A 23,321-nucleotide genomic window follows, 5' to 3' on the forward strand; every position below is an offset into this window, starting at 1 on the left:
TTTTGTGGCTCAGCCTCTCAGTCCACCTGCCACCATGCAGGCAGCAGCGCACGCACCTGGGCCTGCGCAAACCGGTCGTCCATCAGGTGCACCACGCCCTCGTCGCTGGGCGTGCGGATCACGCGGCCTGCGGCCTGCACCACCTTTTGCAGGCCGGGGTAGAGGTAGGTGTAGTCGTAGCCCGCGCCAAACAGCGCCTGCATGCGCTCGCGGATCTGTTCGTTGACGGGGTTGACCTGCGGCAGGCCCAGCGTGGCCAGAAAGGCGCCGATCAACCGCTTGCCCGGCAGGTCGATGCCCTCGGCAAACGCGCCACCCAGCACAGCAAAGGCAATGCCCTGACTGCTGTCGGTAAAGCGCGCCAGAAAATCCCGCTGCTCGCCTTCCAGCATGCGGCGCGACTGGCACCAGTGCGGCACGTCGGGGTGTTGCTGCGCAAACAATGCGGCAGCCTGCTGCAGGTAGTCATAGCTGCTGAAAAACGCCAGGTAGTTGCCGGGCCGCTCGCGAAAATGCTGCGCCATCAGCGCCGCAATCGGTGCCAGCGATGCCACGCGGTGCGGGTAGCGCGTGGAGATGTGGCGCGCCACCTGCACCTGCAGCTGGTGCGCGGCAAAGGGCGATTCCACGTCCACCCACACATGGTCGTCGGGAAGGCCCAGCAGGTCGGCGTAGTAGCGCGCGGGCTGCAGCGTGGCCGAGAACAAGGTGCTGGTGTGTGCAGCTGCAAGGCGGGGTTGCAGAAAGGGCGCGGGCACCACGTTGCGGATGCAAACCACGGAATCGCCAGGTTTGAAGGCCCGCTGGTGGCGGGCGGCAGAAGCCTGGGTGATGTCCATCATCGAATGCGCATCGAGCAAGTCGGCCATGCGCTGCAGGTGCAGGGCGTCGAAATAGAAGGTCTGCAGCGCGCTGTCGGGTTCTGTGGGGTGGTCGGTGAAGTGTTCGGTGAGCGTGGTGGTGCACTGCTGCAGCGAGGCCAGCAGCTTGTCGGGGAAGGTCTCGAGCACCGTGTACGGGGCCGGGTGCGCCTTGTCCAGCGCCACCCAGGCGCGGCGCACCTTGTCCAGCGCCTTCTTCACCGGCGCGTGCTCCGCAGCGGTGGGGCTGCTGCGGGCCCGGGCCAGGGCGGCGGGGTGAAGCTCGGCCGTGAACATCTTGCGGCCGCGCTCCACCAGGTTGTGGGCCTCGTCCACCAGCAGCGCCGTGCACCACTGGTTGGCCTGGGCGAGGCCGTGCAGCAGCCCGCCCAGGTCAAAGTAGTAGTTGTAGTCGCCCACCACCACATCGGCCCAGCGGGCCAGCTCTTGGCTCAGGTAGTAGGGGCAGACGTCATGCTGCAGGGCCACGTCGCGCACACGGGCTTGTTGCAAGACGGGCGCGGGGTTGCCTGCGCTGGCGGGGGCCACGGCGGCAGCGCGGGCGGCAGGCAGCCGGTCGTAAAAGCCCCGGGCCAGCGGGCAGGATTCGCCGTGGCAGGCCTTGTCGGGGTGCTCGCAGGCCTTGTCGCGCGCCACCAGCTCCAGCACACGCAGGGGCAGCGCCGGCGCGCTGTCGGCCAGGCGCGCCAGCGCATCCAGCGCCATCTGCCGCCCCGAGGTTTTGGCGGCCAGAAAGAACACTTTGTCGATGCGCTGGGCCGGTGCTGCCTTGAGCAGCGGGAACAGCGTGCCCATGGTCTTGCCAATGCCCGTGGGCGCCTGGGCCAGCAGGCAGCGGCCCGCCACTGCCGCCTTGTACACGGCCTCGGCCAGCGGGCGCTGGCCGGTGCGAAAGTCGCCAAAGGGAAACGCCAAGGTGATCAGTGCCGCATCGCGTGCGGCACGGTGGGCCAGCTGCTGTTCGGCCCAGGCAATGAAGCGCTGGCACTGGGTCTCGAAGTGCTGGCGCAGGTCGTCGGCGCTGCAGTGTTCGGTGAACACCGTCTCCTGCTGCGTGCCCACGTCCAGGTATACCAGGGCCACGTCGATGTGCGCCAGCTGCTCCTGCTCGCACAGCAGCCAGCCATACAACTTGGCCTGCGCCCAGTGCAGGTGGCGGTGCGATGCGGGTTGGCGGTCCAGCCGCCCTTTGAAGGTCTTGACCTCGTCGATGCGCTGCTGCGCGGGGTCGTAGCCATCGGCCCGGCCGCGCACGCGCAGAGTTTGGTAACTGCCGCTCAGTGCCACCTCGGCGCGGTAGCCTGCACCCCGCCGTGACGCTGCCACCGCATGGCCTGCCATACCTTCCAGCGCGGTGGGCGCAGGCGTGAAGCGCAGGTCCAGGTCGCCCTGCTTGGCGGTGAACTCGCACAGCTCGCGCACCGCCACGGTGTAGGTCATGGCGGGGTGGTCGGGGTGTCGGTGGCGGGAGGGGCAGGCTCGCCCAAATGGGTCTGAGCCATGTCGTCATCGCTGCGCAGCGGCGTGGCCTTGCACAGCGCCATCCATACCGAAAAGGGTAAGTTGCAACGGTTGTGCCGTGCGGGGCGCAGCAGCTCAAAGCGCCCATCCTCCACACTGCCATGCAGCACCCAGATGCCGAAGTGCTCGGGGATCTCATCTGGCTCGGCAATGCCGGCCGGGAAGACGTAATAGCACTCCTCGCACAGCCACTGGTAGGCCTGCCGTTTGGCGTCGTGCCGCAGGTCCGACAGCAGGTCGGCCCGGCTCGCCTTCACCTCATGCACCATGGGCTGCAGGTAGGCGGGCACGGAGGTGTTGCGCACCGAAAAAAGATCGGGCCGTGCTATGCGCCACACGTTGGCGGCGGCGCGGGCTGCGGGGGCGTGGTCATCCTCGGCCCACAGCGGAGCCATCGCGGGTGTGGTGTTGGCGGGCGCACCAGCTGTGGCCGCAGGCGGCACCCCATCCCCCACCGGCACGCTGTCGATCACCGCGCGCGTTGAAAGCTCTGTCCACACGATGCGCCCCGAAGCCAGCAACTGCGCTGCAAACTTCTGCCCCAGCCGGTCGTGCAGGCTCAGCGCACGCACGCCGCGCTGGCGGGCCTGCGCCAGCGTGCGGATGCCTTCGTCGGTGAGGCGCAGGGTTTCGCAACCATCGGCCGCAATGTGCAGACTGATGAGGCCCGCAGCCAGCAGGTCGATCTCCAGACCATCCTTGCACGGCCAGCCTGCCGAGCGCCAGATCTGCATCAGGCGCGTGCGGTGAAAGCGGGTGATCGGGGTGGAGGGCGGGGAGTCCGAAGTGGGGGAGGGCAGCGCCGTCATGGTGGGGTGGTAGGGCTGGCGTCACACTGATTTTAATCACAGTGTCTGGGAGGGACTGTTTTTTGGACAAGGGTAGAACAGGGTTGCAGAGGAGTTGGGGGTGTGATCGGCACCTGGCGCAATATGGGTGGGTGCTAAAAGCTATTGAAATGTGAGCATTCCCTCGTTGACATTCCGAGGGAGAAGCAATGAGTCACCAGGGGCCTGAATGAGGACGCTCCTGCCCGCCATTGGGCTAACAACCGGAAGTTGTTGTCGCGTGGCCGTCTATGCCGCAGGAAAATTGGAAGCGGTTGCGAGAGGCTGCAGCGCAGGGTTTGCAGCCGGTCAGTGTTCTGACGCTGATAGCAGGCTACCGGGCAACTGCAATCCTTATCCCATACCCAGCCAACTTCCTCTGCTCACCGGCTCCCAATCTGCGGATGCGCCCCCAGCAGCGCATTGGCCAGCGCGCTCACGCTGGGCAGTTCACTGCCTGCCGGGGTCATGCAAACGAGCAGCTTTCTCCGAGACCAAGCATCAGATAGCCCTAGGATCTGGGTGCCTGACTTGGCAAAGCGCGCAGCCGCGCTCTCGGACATGACCGCCACTCCCACGCCTTCGGCTACCAATTGCGCGACAGCGTCAAATCCGCCCAGACGCACCCGATGGCGCGGGACCCGGCCACTGCGACTGGCCTGGGCTGCCAGAAAGCGGCTGAGTCCACTCTCCCGGGCCAAACCCACAAAGGGATGCACTAGCAATTCGCCATACGCCACGGAACGGCGGCGGCCCAAAGACCAGCGCTTTGGCAAGAGTGCCACCAGACGGTCATCGACCCATGGCTGCACAAGCAGCCCAGAGGTGTCCACGTAATCGGCGACGATGCCCAGATCGGCAGTGCCACGGCGCAATGCCTCTACGACCGCCTCGCTCGAAAGCTCTTGCACGTCCACATCAAGATCAGGGGTCTTCACCAAGAATTGGCCAATCGTGCGCGGAAGGCTCTCGGACATGGCGGCTGTGTTGCACAGCAGCCGAACGGTCCCGCGCAATCCATGACCAAAGCTCGCCATCTCTACATGCAGCGATTCGAGCTCAGCCAGCACGCGGTTGGCATGGCGCAGCAGAGCGCGTCCCGCATCGGTGGGTATTGCGCCCGACTTGGACCGCTCCAACAACTGCGAACCGGTTGCGTCTTCAAGACCCTTGAGGCGAGCGCTGGCCGCAGCCAACGACAGATTCACGGACGAAGCAGCGGCAGTGATGGTTCCATGCTCCATCACGGCGGCAAAGAGGTGCAGGTCAAACGGATCAACGCGGTAATCCGTGGTGCGGCGCTTAGGGGTACTCATGACCGCCATCCTACGGAATACGCGAAGGATCTGTTCACTGCTATCCGATGGACAGCACTTGGGCCATGCACACACCATAGGGCATGGACATATTGCAGCTCTTGATGGTGGTCGTTGTTTTCGTTCTGGCCGGTGGTGTGAAGGGCGTCACCGGCATGGGGCTGCCTACAGTAGCCGTGAGCTTGCTCGGGCTGTGGATGCCCCCGGTGCAAGCCGCCGCACTGTTGGTCATACCCTCGCTGGCAACCAATATCGCGCAATGCCGTGGCCCTCACCTGCGCTCGCTGGTATCCCGGCTGTGGCCCGGTTGGCTGGCAATCGCGATCGTGACTGTGAGCGCGCCCGGTCTGGGGGACGCCGTTTCCGCACAAACGACCAAGGGCTGGCTGGGCGTGATTCTCATGGCCTATGGCATCTGGGGCTTGTGGCGACCTCAGATGCCCGATCTTTCACTCACCAGCAAATGGCTCAGCCTGCCGACAGGCGCGGCCACCGGGTTCGTGACGGCACTCACGGCCGTCTTCGTATTGCCCTGGGTTCCCTACTTGCAGACGCTGCGGCTGGGCAAGGACGAGATGGTGCAAGCGCTGGGCCTTTCATTCACCGTGGCCACTCTGTCGCTCGCCGTGAAAGTGCAGATGTCCGCCCCTTTGGGGTTGATCTCGTCGTCTGTTGCTATTGCAGTCGGTGGAGCATTGATCGGCGCATTTTGCGGGCTCAAGCTTGGTGAGCTGCTACGTAGCCGCCTTGTCGGCCCCGTCTTCCAGAAGGCACTTTTTATGGTGTTCCTCGGATTGGGGGCTGCCAATCTGATCCAGGCACACTGACACAGTATGAGCGGACAAAAGGAGTTGCTTGAGGCTGCAGCCTTGTTAGAGCGGGCTTACCGGCTGGCACACGTGTTGCAAGGCGAAGGTTTGCTTGAAATCGGAAGCAGACAGTTTGTTGCAGACGAGCTTGTCGAGGTGCTTGATGAAGCTCGTGTGGCGTTTTTTGCAGCCTGTGATTTGCCCAAACCGCTCTGACTTTCTCTGAGCTGACAGAGTCATCCCCGTACCAGCAAGCGTTCGAAAGATGAAACTGGGCGACTGCTCCTAGCCTATTGATCTGGCGCAATCCATTCATGAGCCCCGTTCGAGCCGAGGCTGCCGAAGCCCCGGGCAAGCTGATGTACAGCGCCATCGATACTCTGGAGTAAACCGCGCCGCATCAATAACAAGGCGCCCAACCACCTCACCACTCCGCAAAACTCCCATCCCGATGCCGCCACACCGGGTTCCTCCACCGGTGCCCCTCCTGCGCCCGCTCGCGCACATAGTCTTCGTTCACCTCAATCCCTAGCCCCGGCCCGGTGGGGATGGCGACCATCCCGCCCTGGTACGCAAACACCCCGGGGTTGGACACATAGTCCATCAGGTCGTTGGCCTGGTTGTAGTGGATGCCCAGGCTCTGCTCCTGGATGAAGGCGTTGTAGCAAACCGCATCCAGCTGCAGGTTGGCCGCCAGTGCAATCGGGCCCAGCGGGCAGTGCAGGGCCAGGGCCACGTCGTAGGCCTCGGCCATGCTGGCGATCTTGCGGGTTTCGGTGATGCCGCCTGCGTGCGAGGGGTCGGGCTGGATGATGTCCGCATAGCCGCCTTGCAGCACGCGCTTGAAGTCCCAGCGCGAGTACAGACGCTCGCCCAGGGCAATGGGGGTGGATGAGATGCGGGCGATCTCCTTCAGCGCCTCTTCGTGTTCGCTCAGCACAGGCTCTTCGATGAACATAAGCTTGTAGGGCTCCAGCTCCTTGAGCAGCACCTTGGCCATGGGCCGGTGCACGCGACCGTGGAAGTCCACGCCAATCCCCACATTCGGCCCCACGGCCTCGCGCACGGCGGCCACGTTTTGAAGGCAGCGCTCCACCTTGTCGTAGCTGTCCACGTACTGCACCTCTTCGGTGCCGTTCATCTTCACGGCCGTGAAGCCGCGCGCCACGGCGGCCTGGGCAGCGGCAGCCGTCTCGCTGGGGCGGTCTCCGCCAATCCAGCTGTAGACCTTGATGTGGCTGCGGACATTGCCCCCCAGCAGCTCGGACACGGGCACGCCCAACGCCTTGCCCTTGATGTCCCACAGGGCCTGGTCGATCCCGGCCAGTGCGCTCATGTGCACGCCGCCGCCCCGGTAAAAGCCGCCCCGGTACAGCACGGTCCAGTGGTCTTCGATGTGGCGCGGGTCCTTGCCGACGAGGTAGTCTGCCAGCTCATCGACCGCAGCGGCCACGGTGTGCGCGCGGCCTTCCAGCACGGGTTCGCCCCAGCCGGTGATTCCTTCGTCGGTTTCGATTTTGAGGAAGCACCAGCGCGGCGGGACGATGAACGTGGTGAGTCGGGTGATCTTCATGGGGGATGGGCAGTCGGTTCAGAAGTGCTGGGTTGTCTGGAACGAGTAGGGGGCGGTTCAGGCCGTGGCGGGCGCGGTGCCAAAGGACGCCTGCCACGCCCGCGCAAACGCTGCAGCCTTGTGCGCCACCTCGGGGGCCTGGTCACCGGGCCGGTACAGGGCCGATCCCAGGCCAAAGCCGCTGGCGCCAGCGGCGGCATAGGGCGCAATGCTCTCGGGCACGATGCCGCCCACGGGCACCAGTGCCATGGGCGGCGTGATGACGGCGCGCCAGGCCTTGAGCACATGGGGCGGCAGCGCCTCGGCAGGGAACAGCTTGAGCATGTTGGCGCCCGCTGCCAGCGCGGCGTAGGCCTCGGTCAGCGTGGCCACGCCGGGCGCGCAGGCCATGCCGGCAGCGCGGGCGGCCCGGATCACATCGGGGTCGCTGTGGGGCATGACGATGATCTGCCCACCGGCTGCGGCCACATTGGCCACGGCATCGATGGAGAGCACCGTGCCTGCACCCACGAGGCAGTCGGCGGGCAGCGCATCGCGCAGCGCGCGGATGCTGGCCAGCGGCTCGGGGGAGTTGAGCGGCACTTCGATGATGCGAAACCCTGCGTCGTACAGCGCGTGGCCGATGGCCACCACCTCGTGCGGCTGCACGCCGCGCAGGATGGCGATGAGCCCGCAGCGCTGCAGGATGTGGAACAGGGTTTTGTCGATGGGGTTCATGCAGCCAGACTCCCGGCGGTGAAGGGGTGTGAGGGGGCGGGTGCGGGCGCAACGACCAGCCCTGCCGCCAGCGCGATTTGCCACAGCCCGGTGGCCGTGGCATGCGTGGCGATGGTGGGGGCGGCAAAGCCGTAGGCCTGCATTGCGACGGCGTAGCGGCGGCACAGGTCGGGCTCGCCGCAGAGCACCAGCGTTGGTGGTGTTGGTGCGGTTTGATCCTGTGCGCGTGCAAGGCTTGCCACCTCGTGCCCGATCAGCAGGCCCGAGAGGTAATCCGCTTGGGCTGTGGGCGCCAATGTTCCTGTCAAGCCCAGCGTGCGTGTGCTGAAGATGTGCGAGAGCAGACCCAGCGCGGCGTCGCTGCCCCGCGCAACCTCCAGACCGCGCGCAAAGGCATCGTCGTCGGGTGTAACTGCAGCCTGCATGGTCTTGCCCAGAATCGTGTGGCCGCGCAGAGCGGCAAACACCTCGCCGGTCATGAAGGTGTGGAACTCTTCGATGTGGCCTTGGCGTGCCAGCACCCATTTGCTGTGGGTGCCGGGCAGGCCGATGAGCACGGGCCCATCCGCACGCAGTGCAAGGCCTGCCAGCACCCCCAGAACCTGGGTTTCTTCGCCGCGCATCACGTTGGGCAGCGCGCCCTGCTGCAACAGGCCCGGCACGATGTGCAGCGGCGGGCCGTCGCGCCGCGCCACCAGCGTCAGGCCCCGCGCCAGTGCATCAAGCGAGGTGGGCGTCGGCAGGTACTTGGCCTCGCGCCAGCCCTGGGCGCTGCCCACCATGCCGCAGGCCAGCAGGGGCAGGCCGGGTGTGGCGGCCAGCCAGTCGCCGCAGGTGTCTTGCAGTGCGCGTTCAAACGCGGCGCCGGGCTCGCCGTCTGCCACGCTCGCGGTGGCGGGGGGCAGGTTCATGATTCCCCAGGGGCGGTGCCGCGTTTCCAGCACCTCGCCATGCGCGCCCATGCGGAAGGCGCGCAATGCGCTGGTGCCCCAGTCCAGGGCAATCAGGCCCGCCTCGGCGGGCACCAGATAACGTGCAGGCGCCATGGGTGTCCTGCTTAACGTGCCCAGCGCAGAACGAGCGGATCCAGCCGCCGCGCGATATCGATCAGGCCGCGCCGCACCTCGGGGTGCATGGCGGGGAAGGGGTGGCGGCCTGCCTCGCAGGCGATCACGCCGCCTTCCTTCATCAGTGCCTTGGCCGTGAGGATGCCGCCCTGGCGGTTTTCGTGGTTGATGAGGGGCAACCAACGCTGGTAGAGCGCAAACGCCTGGTCCATGTCGCCCCGGCGGTGCGCCTCGATGATGGGGCGAATGCCGTCGGGGAAGGCGCCGCCCGTCATGGCGCCCGTGGCGCCCGCATCCAGGTCGGCCAGCAGGGTGATGGCCTCTTCGCCGTCCCACGGGCCTTCGATGGCGTCTCCGCCCAGGCGGATCAGCTCGCGCAGCTTGCTGGCGGCGCCGGGCACTTCGATCTTGAAGTAGGCCAGGTTTTCAATCTCCTGCGCCATGCGGGCCAGGAAGGGGGCCGACAGCACGGTGCCGCTGGCGGGTGCGTCCTGCACCATGATCGGAATGCGGATCGCGTCGGACACACGGGCATAGAACTCGTAGATCTGCGCCTCGGGCACGCGGAAGGTGGCACCGTGGTAAGGCGGCATGACCATCACCATGGCGGCACCCATGTCCTGCGCGGCGCGGCTGCGCTCGGCACACACGCGGGTGCCGTAGTGGGTGGTGGTGACGATAACCGGCACACGGCCCGCCACATGCTCCAGCGACGTGCGGGTGAGGACTTCGCGCTCGGCATCGGACAGCGAGAACTGCTCGGAGAAGTTGGCCAGGATGCACACGCCGTCCACACCGGCGTCGATCATGAAGTCGAGGCAGCGCTTCTGGCTGTCGAGGTCGAGGCGGCCGTCTTCATGGAACGTGGTGGGCACCACGGGGAAGATGCCGCGGTAGCGAGGGTTCTGGAGGGAATGGGTGGCTGGCATGGCGGGTGCGGGTAAGAATTTGAGTGAAATATGCCTATAGCGCTAGTTGAATAAGCGCTGGTAGCTATTGAATCTGTAGCAATTGACTGTGACGAGCGCCTCAGTGGGGCACATCAATGCGAGTGGCGGGGCACAGCAGCCCCCCGGCAGCCGACCAAGAAGTCAAAGTCGCAACCATCGTCCGCCTGCAGTACGTGGTCCACATACAGCCGTTGGTAGCCGCCGCGTCCGCCGTTGTCCGCGCCCGCCAACGCGGCCAGGCGTGCTGCCAGTTCCTCGTCGCTGATGTCCAGGTGCAGGCGGCCGTTCTCGCAGTCCAGCTCAATGAAGTCGCCATCGCGCACAGCAGCCAGCGGACCACCGGCTGCCGCCTCGGGCGCCACGTGCAGCACCACGGTGCCGTAGGCGGTGCCGCTCATGCGGGCGTCGGATATGCGCACCATGTCCTTCACGCCCTGGCGCAGAAGCTTGGGCGGCAGGCCCATGTTGCCCACCTCGGCCATGCCGGGGTAGCCCTTGGGGCCGCAGTTCTTGAGCACCATCACGCAGCTGGCGTCGATGTCCAGGTTCTCATCGACGATGCGCTCCTTGTAGTGCTCCAGGTTCTCGAACACCACGGCGCGGCCCCGGTGCTTGAGCAGTTCGGGCGAGGCGGCGGAGGGCTTGAGCACCGCGCCACGCGGCGCCAGGTTGCCGCGCAATATGCAGATGCCACCGTCGGCAATCAGCGGGTTGCTGATCGGGCGGATCACCTCGTCGTTGTATTGCGGGGCTTCGCGCACGTTGTCCCACAGGCTCTTGCCGTTGACGGTGAGTGCGTTGGGGTGGGGCAGCAGGCCGTTCTCGCCCAGGCGGCGCAGCACGGCGGGCAGGCCGCCCGCGTAGTAGAACTCTTCCATCAGGAAGCGGCCCGAGGGCTGCAGGTCTACCAGCGTGGGCGTACCACGGCCAATGCGCGTCCAGTCCTCCAGGTCCAGCTGCACGCCGATGCGGCCTGCGATGGCCTTGAGGTGGATGACCGCGTTGGTGGAGCCGCCGATGGCGGCGTTGGTGCGGATCGCGTTCTCAAACGCCTCGCGGGTCAGGATCTTGGAGAGCGTGAGCCCTTCGTGTGCCATCTCCACAATGCGCTTGCCCGACATGTGGGCCAGCACATAGCGGCGCGAGTCCACGGCCGGGATGGCTGCGTTGTGCGGCAGTGAGGTGCCCAGCGACTCGGCCATGCAGGCCATGGTGCTGGCCGTGCCCATGGTGTTGCAGGTGCCGGCGGAGCGTGACATGCCGGCCTCGGCCGCGAAGAACTGGTGTTCGTTGATCTCGCCAGCTTTCAGTGACTCGTGCAGGCGCCACACGGCCGTGCCCGAGCCGATGTCCTTGCCGTCGAGCTTGCCGTTGAGCATGGGCCCGCCCGTGACCACGATGGCGGGCACATCGCAGCTGGCCGCGCCCATCAGCAGCGCAGGCGTGGTCTTGTCGCAGCCCACCAGCAGCACCACCGCGTCGATGGGGTTGCCGCGAATGGCCTCTTCCACGTCCATGCTGGCCAGGTTGCGTGTGAGCATGGCCGTGGGGCGCAGGTTGGATTCGCCGTTGGAGAACACCGGGAACTCGACGGGGAAGCCACCCGCCTCGTAAATGCCGCGTTTCACATGCTCGGCGATCTTGCGAAAGTGAGCATTGCACGGGGTCAGCTCGGACCAGGTGTTGCAGATGCCGATCACAGGCCGGCCGTCAAACGCGTGGTCGGGGATGCCCTGGTTCTTCATCCAGCTGCGGTACATGAAGCCGTTCTTGTCGGCCGTGCCGAACCATTCGGCGGAGCGGAGTTTGTGCTTGGGGGTGGTCATGGTGGGGTGCGAGAGAAAGAGGAAAAATGAAGACTCAACGGGCCTTGCCCGAGCGGCGCGAAAGCAGCCGCTGCAGCAGACAGAAAGCGAACAGCAGCACACCAACGACGATGCGCGTCCACCAGGAGCTGAGCGTGCCGTCGAAGGAAATCAGGGTCTGGATGATTCCGAGCATGAGCACGCCAAACAGCGTGCCCGCCACATAGCCCACGCCACCCGTCAGTAGCGTTCCGCCAATGACCACGGCAGCAATTGCGTCCAGCTCCATGCCCACAGCATGCAGGCCATAGCCCGACAGCATGTAGAACGTGAACACCACGCCCGCCAGTGCCGAGCAAAAGCCCGACAGCGTGTACACGCCAATCAGCGTACGGCGCACCGGCAGGCCCATGAGCACAGCCGAGTGCTCGCTGCCGCCCACCGCATACACGCTGCGGCCAAACGGCGTGCAGTGCGCCACAAACAGGGCAACCAGCAGCACGGCGATGGCGATGAGCGCCCCCAGCGATAGGGATGCGCCTTCCCACAGCGGCAGGCGCCACTGGGCCAGCTCCGAATAGCCTTCGTGTGTGATGCTGATGGAGTCGATGCTGATCAGGTAGCACAGCCCCCGCGCCAGGAACATGCCTGCCAGCGTGACGATGAAGGGCTGAAGCCGAAAGCGCTCGATGAGGAAACCCATGAACGCGCCAAATGCCGTGCCCATCAGCAACACCAGCGGGATGGCGACCATCGGGTTCCAGCCCCGGTGTTCCACCAGCGCGGCCAGCACCATGGTGGTCAGCGCCACCACCGAGCCCACCGAGAGGTCGATGCCGCCCGACAGGATCACGAACGTCATGCCCACCGCCACGATGATGAGGAAGGCGTTGTCGATCAGCAGGTTGAGGAACACCTGGGCCGAGAAGAACCCGGTGTACAGCACCGAACCCAGCGTGGCCATGGCCACGAACAGCGAGATGGTGGCTGCCAGCGGCAGGTACTTGGGGTTGAACCGCGCGCGCGCGGCGGTGGCCTGTGGGGCAGGGTGGTTCACGGTGCCGAAGCCTGCGGTTTTGGGTACGGCGCTCATGGCAAAGCTCCCGCGCCGGGGCGGCGTGCCAGGGCGCCGACTTGCGCCCGGAACTCGGGCGACTGCAGCAGCATCACGATGAACACCACCACGGCCTTCACCACCAGGTTGATCTCGGGCGGCACGCCCAGCGAGTAGATGGCGTAGGTCAGCGTCTGGATGATGAGCGCACCAATCACGCTGCCCACCAGGCTGAAGCGGCCTCCGGTGAGGGCGGTGCCACCCAGCGTGACGGCCAGGATGGCGTCCAGCTCCAGCAGCTGCCCAGCGTTGTTGCCATCCGCGCTCTTCACGTTGGAGCTGATCAGCAGCCCCGCAATGCTCGCGCACACGCCGCAGAACACATAGGCCGCCACGATAAGCCGCCCCGCCTGCACGCCCGCTACCCGCGCCGCCGTGGGGTTGATGCCCACTGCCTGGATGAACAGGCCCAGCGCCGTGCGCGTGATGGCGAGGTACAGCACCACGAAGACTGCGGCCACTACGAACACAGAGAACGGCAGCCCTGCCAGGTACCCACCGCCCATGAAGAAGTAGGGCGTGTAGTAGATGGTGATGATCTGCCCGTCGGTGATGAGCTGGGCAATGCCCCGGCCCGCCACCATGAGGATCAGTGTGGCAATGATGGGCTGCATGCCCACCTTGGCGACCAGCACGCCATTCCACAGCCCGCACAGCAGCGCCACGCCGATGGCGCCCAGGATGGCGACGGGCAGTGGAAACCGGCTCTCGGTGCCCGACACCGAGCCGCCGATCAGCCACGCTGCCACGGCCGCTGCAATGGCCACCGTCGCGCCCACCGAAATATCGATGCCGCGTGTGGCAATCACCAGCGTCATGCCCAGCGAAACCAGCACCAGCGGTGCGGCGCGGTTCAGTATGTCGATGAGGCTGCCGTACAGGTGCCCATCGCGCCATTCGATGTGTAGAAAACTGGCGTTGAAAGCCGTATTGATGGCCAGCAGGAGCAGCAACGTGACGGCGGGCCACGCCAAGCGGTGTCGCATCAGCGCGGCAAAAAGGGAAGGAGAGGGGGAACGTTCAAGCATGTTCTGCGGCGATGAGTTCGTAGACGGCGTCTTCGCTGCTGCCCGCAGGCAGCTCACCCACCTTGTGGCGGTCGCGGAGCACCACGATGCGGTGCGCCACGCGCACCACCTCGCTCATTTCGGAAGAGATGAACAGAACGGCCATGCCGCCCTGGGCCAGGCGCAGGATCTGGTCCATGATTTCCTGCTTGGCGGCCACGTCGATGCCGCGCGTGGGTTCGTCCAGGATCAGCAGTCGCGGCTCGATGGCCATCCAGCGCGCAAGGATGGCCTTTTGCTGGTTGCCGCCCGAGAGCAAGCCGATGGGCTTGTCCACCGTCTCGGTCTTGATGCCCAGCAGCTTCACATAGCGCACGGCCAGCGCAGTCTGCTCGGCGCGCGAAAGGAACTTGCTCACACCCATGCGCGCCTGCAGCGCCAGCGCAATGTTCTCGCGCACCGAGAGTTCGGCCACGATGCCGTCGGTCTTGCGCTCTTCGGGGCACAGGGCGAGGCCATGGCGGATGGCGTCCATGGGGTTGGCAAACTTCACCACCTGCCCGTCGATGCGCAGCGCGCCCCGGTCGGGCTGCTCCAGGCCAAACAGCAGGCGCGCCAGCTCGGTGCGGCCCGAGCCCAGCAGCCCCGCCAGGCCCACCACCTCGCCCGCGCGGATCTGCAGGTCCAGCGGCTGCAGTTGCGTGTCCTGCCCCAGGCCCTCGGTTTGCAGCAGCGTGGCCTGGCGGCTGTCCACGGAGGGCGCTGGTGCGGGTTGCTCCGACGCTGCGGCCAGGTCGCGGCCCAGCATGGCTGCGATCAGTGCCTGTGGCCCCAGGTCTTTGGCCAGCCACTCGCCCACCCAGCTGCCGTTGCGCAGCACGGTGATGCGGTCGGATACGGCATACACCTGGTTCAGGAAATGCGTCACAAAGACGATGGACAGTCCCTCGCTGCGCAGGCGCCGCAGCACCTCAAAGAGCTTTTGCACCTCGTCGTCGTCCAGGCTGGAGGTGGGCTCATCCAGGATCAGCACGCGTGATTCGATGCTGAGTGCGCGCGCAATCGCCACCAGCTGCTGCACGGCCACGGGGTAGTCCGACAGCAGGCGCGTCACGTCGATCTTTAGGCCGATGCGCGCCACCAGATCGCGGGCGCGCTGGTGCAGCGTGGCCCAGTCGATGCGAAAGCCCTGCGCAATGCCGCAGCGCGGATAGCGGCCCGCAAAGATGTTCTCGGCCACCGAGAGGTTGGGGCAGAGGTTGACCTCCTGGTACACGGTGCTGATGCCCAGGCGCTGCGCCGCCAGCGGCGAGTCCGGCCACACCGCTGCTCCGCCCAGCCGCATCTGGCCGCCGCTGGCCTCCAACACGCCTGTCAGCACCTTGATCAGGGTGGACTTGCCCGCACCGTTCTGTCCCATCAGCGCATGGATCTCGCCAGGGTAGAGGTTGAGCTGCACATCGCGCAGCACGGGGATGCCTGCAAACTGCTTTTGGATGCCCGAAAGCTGCAGCACCGGCGCGGCAGCGGGGGCGTGAGCGGTGGACGCGTCCATGGGGGTCATCACGCTTTGTTCTTGTTGTAGACATCCACGAGCACGGCTGCGAGCAGCACGACGCCCTTGATGACCTGCTGGTAGTCGATGCCGATGCCCAGGATGGACATGCCGTTGTTCATCACGCCCATCACAAAGGCGCCGATGACCGCGCCCATCACCTTGCCCACGCCGCCCGATGCCGATGCGCCGCCGATGAAGCAGGCAGCAATCACGTCCAGCTCAAAACCCAGGCCCGCCTTGGGCGTGGCGGTGTTGAGCCGCGCCGCAAACACCAGCCCGGCCAGGGCTGCCAACACGCCCATGTTGATGAAGGCATACAGCGTGAGCCGCTCGGTCTTGATGCCCGAGAGCTTGGCCGCCTTCTCGTTGCCGCCCATGGCATAAATGCGACGGCCGACGGTGGTGCGGCTGGTGACAAAGTCGAACAGCACGATCAGCAGCGCCATCACGATCAGCACGTTGGGCAGGCCCTTGTACGAGGCGAGCAGGTAGCTGAAGTACACCAGCAGCCCACCAAACACCACGGTGCGGGCGATGAACAGACCTGCAGGCTCTGTCTGCACGCCGTGGCGCAGCCGGTTGGCGCGCTGGCGCAGGCCACCCACGGCCAGGGCTGCGGCTACGGCCGCGCCCAGCAGCAGTGAGGTCAGGCGCAGGCCTTCCACGCTGAACAGGTCGGGGATAAAACCAGAGCTGAGCATCTGGAATGCCGAGGGGAACGGCCCCACCGACTGCCCCGCCAGCAGCGCCAGCGCCAGGCCCTTGAACACCAGCATGCCCGCCAGCGTGACGATGAACGACGGAATGCGCGAGAACGCCACAAAGCTGCCTTGAATGGCGCCAATGAGTCCGCCGCACAGCAGGCACACCAGCGTGGCCGGTACAAAGTGCCAGTTGTATTCGACCATCAGCACCGCTGCCAGCGCGCCGATGAAGCCACACACCGAGCCCACCGACAGGTCGATGTGCCCGGCCACGATGACCAGCAGCATGCCCAGCGCCATGATGACGATGTAGCTGTTCTGCAGCACCAGGTTGGTGAGGTTCAAGGGCTGCATCAGCGTGCCCTCGGTCATGTACTGGAAGAAGCCCATGATGGCCACCAGCGTGATCAACATGCCGTATTCGCGCAGGTTGTGCTGCAGGTGCTGCAACAGCGATTTGTCGTGCCGCGCCGCTGCTGTCGTGCTGCCGTCGGCCAGCGTGCTGGCGGGGGGATGGGTGGTCTGGCTCATATCAACTGGCTTTCACAATCGCTCGCATGATTCGTTCTTGGGATGCTTCGGCCGTCGGCATCTCGGCCACAAAGCGGCCTTCGTTCATCACATAGATGCGGTCCGTGATGCCCAGAAGCTCAGGCATTTCGGAGGAGATCACGATCACGCATTTGCCCTCGGCCGCCAGCTGGGCGATGAGGGTGTAGATCTCATACTTGGCGCCCACGTCGATGCCGCGCGTGGGCTCGTCGAGGATGAGCACTTCGGGGCTGGTGAACAGCCATTTGCTCAGCACCACTTTTTGCTGGTTGCCGCCCGAGAGGTTCAGCGTCTTCTGGTCCACGCCCGAGCAGCGGATGCGCAGCTTCTCGCGGTAGTCCTGTGCCACGCGGTGTTCCTGACCGCTGTCGATCACGCTGGCGAACGACACGCCCGGCAGGTTGGCCAGCGAGGTGTTGAACTGGATGTCTTCGTTCAGCACCAGGCCATTGCCCTTGCGGTCTTCGGTCACATAGGCCAGGCCGTGGCGCACGGCCTTTTCCACCGTGCTCACGTCGATGGGCTGGCCGTGCAGCCGCACTTCGCCGCTGATGCGCTGGCCCCACGAGCGGCCGAAGATGCTCATGGCCAGCTCTGTGCGGCCTGCGCCCATCAGGCCCGCAATGCCTACTATCTCGCCGCGCCGCACATTCAGGTCGATGCCTTTGAGGTACTCGCGGTCGCTGCGCTGCGGGTGGTGGGCGCGCCAGTTGCGCACCTCAAAAACAATGTCACCCACTTGCGGCTGGCGCTGGGGGTAGCGGTCGCTCATCTCGCGGCCCACCATGGCCTGGATCACGCGGTCCTCGCTCACCGGGCCTTCGCGGCAGTCCAACATCTGCACGGTGCTGCCATCGCGCAGCACGGTGATCGCATCCGCCACGCGCGAGATTTCGTTGAGCTTGTGCGAGATCAGGATGCAGGTGATGCCCTGGGCTTTCAGCTCCAGCAGCAGGTCCAGCAGGGCCTGGCTGTCGTTCTCGTTCAGGCTGGCTGTGGGCTCGTCCAGTATCAGCAGGCGCACCTTGCGCGACAGCGCCTTGGCAATTTCCACCAGCTGCTGCTTGCCCACACCCAGCTGGCCCACCGGTGTGTCAGGCGACTCGCGCAGGCCCACTTTGTGCAGCAGTGCCTGGGCGCGGCTGTGGGCAGCCATCCAGTCGATGACGCCGTGCCGCGCGGTTTCGTTGCCCAGGAAGATGTTCTCGGCAATCGACAGCAGCGGTACTAGCGCCAGCTCCTGGTGAATGATGATGATGCCCAGGTGCTCGCTGTCGCGGATACCCGCAAACTGGCGCTCCTGCCCGTCGAACAGGATCTGGCCGCTGTAGCTGCCGTGCGGGTACACACCCGACAGCACCTTCATCAGCGTGGATTTGCCCGCCCCGTTTTCGCCGACGATGGCATGAATCTCCCCGGCCTGCACCTGCAGGTTGACCTGGTTCAGCGCCACTACGCCGGGGAAGGTTTTGCGGATGTTCCGCATTTCAAGAAGCATGGTCTCTCAATCTGTTGGTGGGGCCTCTAGCCCCATCCCGGTTGCAGGCCGCCTGCGCTGCCCCAGAGGCATTCGCAGGCGGCGGCTTTAGATGCAGAAGCCGCTCGCGCTCACTTGATCTGAGACTCTTTGTAGTAGCCACTGCCGACCAGCACCGTGTTCCAGTTGGATACGTCCACCGACACGGGCTTGAGCAGGTACGAGGGCACCACCTTCACGCCGTTGTTGTAGGTCTTGGTGTCGTTGATCTCGGGCTGCTTGCCTGTCAGCACGGCGTCCACCATGTTGGCGGCCACCTTGGCCAGCTCGCGGGTGTCCTTGAACACGGTGGAAGACTGTTCGCCCTTCAGGATGGACTTGATGGAAGGCACCTCAGCGTCTTGGCCGCTGACCACAGGGCAGGGCTGCTGGGCGGTGCAGTAGCCCACGCCCTTGAGGGAGGACAGGATGCCGATGGAGATGCCGTCATAGGGCGACAGCACCGCATGCACCTTGTCCTTGCCGTAGTAGGCCGACAGCAGGTTGTCCATGCGCGCCTGGGCCACCGAGCCATCCCAGCGCAGCGTGCCCACCTTGTTCATGCCGGTCTGCTTGCTGCGCACCACAAGCTTGCCGCTGTCGATGTAGGGCTGCAGCACGCTCATCGCGCCGTCGTAGAAAAAGAAGGCGTTGTTGTCGTCGGGCGAGCCGCCGAACAGTTCAATGTTGAACGGGCCCTTGCCTTGCTTGAGGCCCAACTTGTCCACGATGGACGTGGCCTGCAGCACGCCCACCTGGAAGTTGTCGAACGTGGCGTAGTAGTCCACGTTCTTTGATCCCTTGATGAGGCGGTCGTACGCAATGACCTTCACGCCCTTGTCGGCCGCACTTTGCAGCACGCGCGACAGCGTGGTGCCGTCAATCGACGCGATCACCAGCACCTTGGCGCCCTTGGTGATCATGTTCTCGATCTGCGCCAACTGGTTGGGGATGTCGTCTTCGGCGTACTGCAGGTCGGTCTTGTAGCCCCGGTCCTTGAGCACCTTGACCATGTTGTCGCCATCGGCAATCCAGCGCGCTGAGGACTTGGTGGGCATCGATATGCCGATGGTGCCCTTGTCCTGGGCCGATGCCACGGACGTGGCTCCGATGGCAGCCAGTGCCACGGTGGCCAAGACGGCCTTGAAAATTGCACGCTTCATTTGAGTCTGTCTCCTGATGTTGTTTTGATTTGATTGCCGCTTGGATGCGTCACGGCCTACGAAACTGTCGCGACCCAGTGCCAGAGCCACCGCCCAAGGGCCGCCATGCAGCGAAGGCTGCGTTTCACTTGCGGGCGCCGGTGGCGTCCCCCTTCCCGCATCGCGCAGCGATGCGAGAGAAAGGGGGAAGGCGCGCAGCGCCTCAGGGGGTTAATACTTCCTGTTCGGCATTTCCTTCGCCGCCACTTCCATCGGGAAGATGCCTTCTTCGGTCACGATGCGCTTGGGAACGGCCTTGCCAGCCTTGATGTCCTTGACGGCGCTCATCAGCTGCGGGCCCAGCAGGGGGCTGCACTCCACGCTCACGTTGAGCTTGCCGGCGATCATGGCTTCGAAGGCGCCCTTCACCGCGTCGATGGAGATGATCACGATGTCCTTGGCAGGCTTCATGCCGGCCTCTTCGATGGCCTGGATGGCGCCAATCGCCATGTCGTCGTTGTGCGCGTACAGCACGTTGATCTTCTTGCCCTCGGCCTTCAGGAAGGCTTCCATCACTTCCTTGCCCTTGGCACGGGTGAAGTCGCCGGTCTGGCTGCGGATGATCTTGAACTTGGGGTCGGCCTTGATGATTTCCTCAAAGCCCTTCTTGCGGTCGATGGCAGGGGCCGAGCCCACGGTGCCTTGCAGCTCGACGATGTTGACCTCGCCCTTCTGGTCCTTCATCTTCTCCACCAGCCAGCGGCCGGCCTTGCGGCCTTCTTCCACAAAGTCCGAGCCCATGAAGGTCACGTACAGCGACGTGTCCTTGGTGTTCACTGCGCGGTCGGTCAGCACCACGGGAATCTTGGCGGCCTTGGCCTCGCGCAGCACGGGCTCCCAGCCCGACTCCACCACGGGCGAGAACGCAATCACGTCCACCTTCTGTGCGATGAACGAGCGGATGGCCTTGATCTGGTTCTCCTGCTTTTGCTGCGCGTCCGAGAACTTCAGCTCGATGCCCGCCTCCTTGGCGGCCGACTTGATGGACTCGGTGTTGGCGGTGCGCCATTCGCTCTCAGCCCCCACCTGGCTGAAGCCCAGCACGAGGGGCTTTTGCGCCCAGGCAGTGCCGGGCAGCAAGGCGGCCACGGGCACGCTAGCCAAGGCGGCAGCAACGGTGCGGCGGTTCATTTTCATCATCTTGTCTCCTGTCTGTAATGGTTGGTTGACGATGGTTGCGGGATGGAAAGAAGGAACACTCGAAAAGGGCAGGGCTCAAGCCAGCATGTAGCCCGTCTTGACCGTGGTGTAGAACTCGGCGGCGTAGCGCCCCTGCTCGCGGGCGCCGTAGCTCGATTCCTTGCGGCCGCCAAACGGCACATGGAAGTCCACGCCCGCCGTGGGCAGGTTCACCATGGTCATGCCCACGGCGGCGTGGCGCTTGAAGTGCATGGCACGCTTGAGTGACGTGGTGCAGATGCCCGCGCACAGCCCAAAGGGCGTGTCATTGGCCAGGGCCAGCGCTTGGTCGTAGTCGTCGGCCCGCAGCACGCAGGCCACGGGGCCAAAGATTTCCTCGCGCGCCACGCGGTGCTCGGGCCGGGCCAGGAAGAGGGCGGGGCTCATGTAGTGGCCTGGGGTGGGGCGCTCCAGGCGCTCGCCACCCCAGACATGCTCCGCTCCCTCGCTTTTTGCAATGTCGATGTAGCCCAGGTTCTGCGCCAGCTGGTTGTCATCCACCACCGGGCCCATCTCGGTGCCGCGCTCCAGCGCGTGGCCCACCTTCAGGCTGGCCAGCCGGTTGCGCAGGCGCGCCACAAAGGCGTCGTGCACCTCGGCCTCGACGATGAGGCGGCTCGATGCGGTGCAGCGCTGGCCGGTGGAGAAATACGAGCCCTGCAGCGCGCAGTCCACCGCCTGGTCCAGGTCGGCGTCGGCCAGCACGATGAGCGGGTTCTTGCCGCCCATCTCCAGCTGCACCTTGGCACGGCGCTGGCTGGCCGCACGCAAGATGCGGTCGCCTGTGGCGACCGATCCGGTAAAGCTCAGCGCATTGACCAGCGGGTGGTCCACCAGCGTCTGGCCCACCTCGCGGCCGCTGCCCATGACGAGGTTGAAGGCACCGGCGGGCAGGCCGCTGCGGCTGATGATTTCGGCCAGCGCCCAGCCACAGGCGGGCACCAGCTCGGCGGGCTTGAACACCACGGTGTTGCCGTAGGCCAGGGCCGGGGCTATCTTCCAGGCCGGGATGGCGAACGGGAAGTTCCACGGCGCGATGATGCCCACCACGCCCACGGGCTCACGGGTCACGTCCACCTGCACGCCCTGGCGCACAGAGGCCAGCAGCTCGCCCTGAATGCGCAGCGCCTCGCCCGCAAAGAACTTGAAAATCTGCCCGCTGCGCGCCACCTCGGCGATGCCTTCGGGCAGCGTCTTGCCTTCTTCACGCGCCAGCAGTGCGCCCAGCTCGTCCTTGCGTGCCAGCAGCTCGCTGCCGATCATGTCCAGCACGTCGGCGCGGCGTTGGGGTGTGCTCTGGCTCCAGGTGGGCAGGGCGTCGGCCGCCGCGCGCACGGCCAGCTCGGTCTGGTTGCGGTCGGCGCGGGCGTATTCGGCCACCACCTCGCGGGTGTCCGACGGATTGGTGCTGATGCCGGTGGTGGTGCCGATTTCCCACCGGCCGTTGATCAGGTGCCGGGGGCTGAGCTGGAGGTCGCCGAGCTTCATGGAGAGAGGCCTTTGTTGCAGTTGCGGCGAAGTCTATGGAAGGTTTCGATATCAATCCAATCGTTTTTTAGACAAAATACATATCGTTCTTTGCATTCTGGAAAACCCCTCCCTTTTCCCGTCCTCCCTCCATGAGCACCTACAACCACTGGTTCATCCGCGCCCGCCTCAAGACGCGCCAACTGCTGCTGCTGGTGGCCTTGGCCGAAGAGGGCAACATCCACCGCGCCGCTCAGGTGCTCAGCATGACGCAGCCGGCCGCCTCCAAGCTGCTCAAGGACTTGGAGGACGTGCTGGAGGTGTCGCTGTTTGACCGCCTGCCACGCGGCATGCGCCCCACCTGGTACGGCGAAACCATGATCCGCCACGCCCGCATGGCCCTGGCCAACCTGAACCAGGCGCACGATGAGATCGGCGCGCTCAAGCGTGGGCACTACGGCCAGGTAGGCATTGGCGCCATCACCTCACCGGGCCTGAGCCTGTTGCCCGCCGCCGTGGCACAGGTCAAGCAGGAGCACCCCAGCCTGCGCATTTCGCTGGACATCGAAACCAGCCCCGTGCTGCTGGAGCGGCTGGAGCAGGGCAAGCTCGACATCGTGGTGGGCCGCTTGTACGAAGAGCACGACAAGGAGAACCTGCGCTATGAGTCGCTGACGGAGGAGCTGGTCTGCGCCATGACGCGCCCGGGCCACCCGCTGTCGAGCATGACCGGGTTGACGCTGCGCGATGTGGTGTCGGCCAGCTGGATCGTGCCGCCTGCTGGCAGCGTGTTGCGGCACCGGTTTGACCTGATGTTCCAGCAGGACGGGCTGGCGCCGCCGCTGCATACGGTGGAGACATCGGCCCTGCTGTTCATCACGCGCATGCTGCAGCAGAGCGACATGATTGCGGTGGTGGCGGAGGATGTGGCGCGCTATTACGCGGCGCATGGGATCGTGACGGTGTTGCCGCTGGCGATGCCGTGCCATATGGATGCGTTCGGAATCATCACGCGGTCGGACCGGCTGCTGTCGCCAGCGGCGAAGGTGATGATGAAGGCGTTGAAGCAGACGAGTCTGGTGCAGTACGGGAGGCGGTTGGAGGTGGGGGATTGATGGTTTTGAGTTGATATTGGCTGGATGCGCTAGTGAGATATGCGCTGGTAGCTATTGTTTTGATAGTAAATTGGTAAGCGCTTCCCTGGTTCTAGGTTCTTGGGCTGATGTGGCCGGGTGCCTGTGTTCAGGGCGGAGGCCGGGAGTCGCCCCGGCGGGCGAGGTACTTTTCTTTGCTTCGCCAAAGAAAAGTACCCAAAAGAAAGGCGACCCCCAGTCTGCGACCCCTTCGCTGTGCGAAGGGGCAAACCTGCGGCGGGGCGGTTGCGGGGTGCGCCGTGGAACTCGCTCTGCGCTGGCGCGCGCCGCTCAGACATCCACGGCGAGTCAGTTCACGAAGCATGGGCGCTCCGACGCCCATGCCACCCCGCAACCGCCCCGCCGCAGGCGCAGCCAGCAGGGGTGGGGAGCCGAACATCCAAGCAGCCACACGGGCCATCG

19 protein-coding genes are annotated in these 23,321 nt (G+C 65.3%); 3 read left to right on the forward strand and 16 right to left on the reverse strand.

The window, feature by feature from the left end:
* Positions 1–17 precede the first annotated feature (17 nt).
* The 3 genes from ACTJKQ_RS17595 to ACTJKQ_RS17605 all read right to left on the reverse strand — a co-directional run bounded on the left by ACTJKQ_RS17595 (position 18) and on the right by ACTJKQ_RS17605 (position 4,554).
* A complete protein-coding gene (locus tag ACTJKQ_RS17595) occupies positions 18–2,321 on the reverse strand; it encodes an ATP-dependent DNA helicase (RefSeq protein WP_440597579.1) in 2,304 nt (767 codons plus the stop codon).
* Complete coding sequence (locus tag ACTJKQ_RS17600) at positions 2,318–3,211, reverse strand: hypothetical protein (RefSeq protein ID WP_440597580.1); 894 nt, start codon at positions 3,209–3,211, stop codon at positions 2,318–2,320. Before ACTJKQ_RS17600 ends, ACTJKQ_RS17595 begins: the two co-directional genes overlap by 4 nt.
* A gap of 401 nt (positions 3,212–3,612) precedes the next feature.
* The gene (locus tag ACTJKQ_RS17605) at positions 3,613–4,554 is read right to left on the reverse strand and encodes a LysR family transcriptional regulator (protein ID WP_440597581.1); all 942 of its coding nucleotides are present in this window, start codon (positions 4,552–4,554) and stop codon (positions 3,613–3,615) included.
* A gap of 74 nt (positions 4,555–4,628) precedes the next feature.
* Here ACTJKQ_RS17605 and ACTJKQ_RS17610 point away from each other — a divergent pair, with 74 nt between their 5' ends.
* Together ACTJKQ_RS17610 and ACTJKQ_RS17615 are read left to right on the forward strand one after the other, a co-directional pair.
* Positions 4,629–5,372 (forward strand): sulfite exporter TauE/SafE family protein, encoded by a 744-nt coding sequence (locus ACTJKQ_RS17610; RefSeq protein ID WP_440597582.1) that lies wholly within the window; start codon positions 4,629–4,631, stop codon positions 5,370–5,372.
* A 6-nt stretch (positions 5,373–5,378) separates the two neighbouring features.
* Positions 5,379–5,570: a hypothetical protein gene (locus ACTJKQ_RS17615; RefSeq protein ID WP_056067526.1), complete on the forward strand. Its 192-nt coding sequence runs from the start codon at positions 5,379–5,381 to the stop codon at positions 5,568–5,570.
* 208 nt (positions 5,571–5,778) lie between these two features.
* Here ACTJKQ_RS17615 and dgoD read toward each other — a convergent pair whose 3' ends face one another.
* The 13 genes from dgoD to ACTJKQ_RS17680 all read right to left on the reverse strand — a co-directional run bounded on the left by dgoD (position 5,779) and on the right by ACTJKQ_RS17680 (position 21,786).
* Positions 5,779–6,927: a galactonate dehydratase gene (gene dgoD / locus ACTJKQ_RS17620; protein WP_440597583.1), complete on the reverse strand. Its 1,149-nt coding sequence runs from the start codon at positions 6,925–6,927 to the stop codon at positions 5,779–5,781.
* Between the two features lie 57 nt (positions 6,928–6,984).
* The gene (locus ACTJKQ_RS17625) at positions 6,985–7,644 is read right to left on the reverse strand and encodes a 2-dehydro-3-deoxy-6-phosphogalactonate aldolase (RefSeq protein ID WP_440597584.1); all 660 of its coding nucleotides are present in this window, start codon (positions 7,642–7,644) and stop codon (positions 6,985–6,987) included.
* On the reverse strand, positions 7,641–8,690 hold the full coding sequence (locus ACTJKQ_RS17630; RefSeq protein ID WP_440597585.1) for a 2-dehydro-3-deoxygalactonokinase: 1,050 nt from the start codon (positions 8,688–8,690) through the stop codon (positions 7,641–7,643). The genes ACTJKQ_RS17625 and ACTJKQ_RS17630 overlap by 4 nt, the downstream gene beginning before the upstream one ends.
* Before the next feature lie 11 nt (positions 8,691–8,701).
* A complete protein-coding gene (locus tag ACTJKQ_RS17635; protein WP_440597586.1) occupies positions 8,702–9,640 on the reverse strand; it encodes a dihydrodipicolinate synthase family protein in 939 nt (312 codons plus the stop codon).
* A gap of 113 nt (positions 9,641–9,753) precedes the next feature.
* Entirely contained in the window at positions 9,754–11,487 is a 1,734-nt protein-coding gene (locus ACTJKQ_RS17640) for an IlvD/Edd family dehydratase (RefSeq protein WP_440597587.1), read from the reverse strand.
* Between the two features lie 34 nt (positions 11,488–11,521).
* Positions 11,522–12,559: a galactofuranose ABC transporter, permease protein YjfF gene (gene yjfF, locus ACTJKQ_RS17645; protein ID WP_099730004.1), complete on the reverse strand. Its 1,038-nt coding sequence runs from the start codon at positions 12,557–12,559 to the stop codon at positions 11,522–11,524.
* Positions 12,556–13,608, reverse strand: a complete 1,053-nt coding sequence (locus ACTJKQ_RS17650) for an ABC transporter permease (protein WP_440597588.1) — start codon at positions 13,606–13,608, stop codon at positions 12,556–12,558. Before ACTJKQ_RS17650 ends, yjfF begins: the two co-directional genes overlap by 4 nt.
* The gene (locus ACTJKQ_RS17655; protein ID WP_440597589.1) at positions 13,601–15,151 is read right to left on the reverse strand and encodes a sugar ABC transporter ATP-binding protein; all 1,551 of its coding nucleotides are present in this window, start codon (positions 15,149–15,151) and stop codon (positions 13,601–13,603) included. The genes ACTJKQ_RS17650 and ACTJKQ_RS17655 overlap by 8 nt, the downstream gene beginning before the upstream one ends.
* Positions 15,151–16,380, reverse strand: a complete 1,230-nt coding sequence (mmsB, locus tag ACTJKQ_RS17660; protein ID WP_440597590.1) for a multiple monosaccharide ABC transporter permease — start codon at positions 16,378–16,380, stop codon at positions 15,151–15,153. Before mmsB ends, ACTJKQ_RS17655 begins: the two co-directional genes overlap by 1 nt.
* Before the next feature lies 1 nt (position 16,381).
* Positions 16,382–17,899, reverse strand: coding sequence for a multiple monosaccharide ABC transporter ATP-binding protein (gene mmsA / locus ACTJKQ_RS17665; RefSeq protein WP_440597591.1), 1,518 nt, complete (start codon positions 17,897–17,899; stop codon positions 16,382–16,384).
* Between the two features lie 110 nt (positions 17,900–18,009).
* A complete protein-coding gene (chvE, locus tag ACTJKQ_RS17670; protein WP_121419871.1) occupies positions 18,010–19,080 on the reverse strand; it encodes a multiple monosaccharide ABC transporter substrate-binding protein in 1,071 nt (356 codons plus the stop codon).
* Positions 19,081–19,290: 210 nt separating this feature from the next.
* Positions 19,291–20,256: an ABC transporter substrate-binding protein gene (locus tag ACTJKQ_RS17675; RefSeq protein ID WP_099732080.1), complete on the reverse strand. Its 966-nt coding sequence runs from the start codon at positions 20,254–20,256 to the stop codon at positions 19,291–19,293.
* A gap of 78 nt (positions 20,257–20,334) precedes the next feature.
* A complete protein-coding gene (locus ACTJKQ_RS17680; RefSeq protein ID WP_440597592.1) occupies positions 20,335–21,786 on the reverse strand; it encodes an aldehyde dehydrogenase family protein in 1,452 nt (483 codons plus the stop codon).
* Positions 21,787–21,917: 131 nt separating this feature from the next.
* On the opposite strand from ACTJKQ_RS17680, the gene ACTJKQ_RS17685 reads away from it, so the two are divergent.
* On the forward strand, positions 21,918–22,880 hold the full coding sequence (locus ACTJKQ_RS17685; RefSeq protein WP_056067548.1) for a LysR substrate-binding domain-containing protein: 963 nt from the start codon (positions 21,918–21,920) through the stop codon (positions 22,878–22,880).
* The last annotated feature ends 441 nt before the right edge of the window (positions 22,881–23,321 follow it).

Origin of the sequence: Acidovorax sp. 22279 (assembly GCF_052045435.1) — a bacterium.
GTDB lineage: Bacteria > Pseudomonadota > Gammaproteobacteria > Burkholderiales > Burkholderiaceae_C > Acidovorax > Acidovorax delafieldii.

Coding starts and splice junctions, on each gene's coding strand:
- ACTJKQ_RS17655 (WP_440597589.1), bottom strand. CDS start 15,151: ATGACCCCCATGGACGCGTCCACCGCTCACGCCCCCGCTGCCGCGCCG.
- mmsA (WP_440597591.1), bottom strand. CDS start 17,899: ATGCTTCTTGAAATGCGGAACATCCGCAAAACCTTCCCCGGCGTAGTG.
- ACTJKQ_RS17675 (WP_099732080.1), bottom strand. CDS start 20,256: ATGAAAATGAACCGCCGCACCGTTGCTGCCGCCTTGGCTAGCGTGCCC.
- yjfF (WP_099730004.1), bottom strand. CDS start 12,559: ATGAGCGCCGTACCCAAAACCGCAGGCTTCGGCACCGTGAACCACCCT.
- ACTJKQ_RS17630 (WP_440597585.1), bottom strand. CDS start 8,690: ATGGCGCCTGCACGTTATCTGGTGCCCGCCGAGGCGGGCCTGATTGCC.
- ACTJKQ_RS17640 (WP_440597587.1), bottom strand. CDS start 11,487: ATGACCACCCCCAAGCACAAACTCCGCTCCGCCGAATGGTTCGGCACG.
- ACTJKQ_RS17650 (WP_440597588.1), bottom strand. CDS start 13,608: ATGCTTGAACGTTCCCCCTCTCCTTCCCTTTTTGCCGCGCTGATGCGA.
- ACTJKQ_RS17610 (WP_440597582.1), top strand. CDS start 4,629: ATGGACATATTGCAGCTCTTGATGGTGGTCGTTGTTTTCGTTCTGGCC.
- ACTJKQ_RS17600 (WP_440597580.1), bottom strand. CDS start 3,211: ATGACGGCGCTGCCCTCCCCCACTTCGGACTCCCCGCCCTCCACCCCG.
- ACTJKQ_RS17595 (WP_440597579.1), bottom strand. CDS start 2,321: ATGACCTACACCGTGGCGGTGCGCGAGCTGTGCGAGTTCACCGCCAAG.
- mmsB (WP_440597590.1), bottom strand. CDS start 16,380: ATGAGCCAGACCACCCATCCCCCCGCCAGCACGCTGGCCGACGGCAGC.
- ACTJKQ_RS17615 (WP_056067526.1), top strand. CDS start 5,379: ATGAGCGGACAAAAGGAGTTGCTTGAGGCTGCAGCCTTGTTAGAGCGG.
- chvE (WP_121419871.1), bottom strand. CDS start 19,080: ATGAAGCGTGCAATTTTCAAGGCCGTCTTGGCCACCGTGGCACTGGCT.
- ACTJKQ_RS17625 (WP_440597584.1), bottom strand. CDS start 7,644: ATGAACCCCATCGACAAAACCCTGTTCCACATCCTGCAGCGCTGCGGG.
- dgoD (WP_440597583.1), bottom strand. CDS start 6,927: ATGAAGATCACCCGACTCACCACGTTCATCGTCCCGCCGCGCTGGTGC.
- ACTJKQ_RS17685 (WP_056067548.1), top strand. CDS start 21,918: ATGAGCACCTACAACCACTGGTTCATCCGCGCCCGCCTCAAGACGCGC.
- ACTJKQ_RS17605 (WP_440597581.1), bottom strand. CDS start 4,554: ATGGCGGTCATGAGTACCCCTAAGCGCCGCACCACGGATTACCGCGTT.
- ACTJKQ_RS17635 (WP_440597586.1), bottom strand. CDS start 9,640: ATGCCAGCCACCCATTCCCTCCAGAACCCTCGCTACCGCGGCATCTTC.
- ACTJKQ_RS17680 (WP_440597592.1), bottom strand. CDS start 21,786: ATGAAGCTCGGCGACCTCCAGCTCAGCCCCCGGCACCTGATCAACGGC.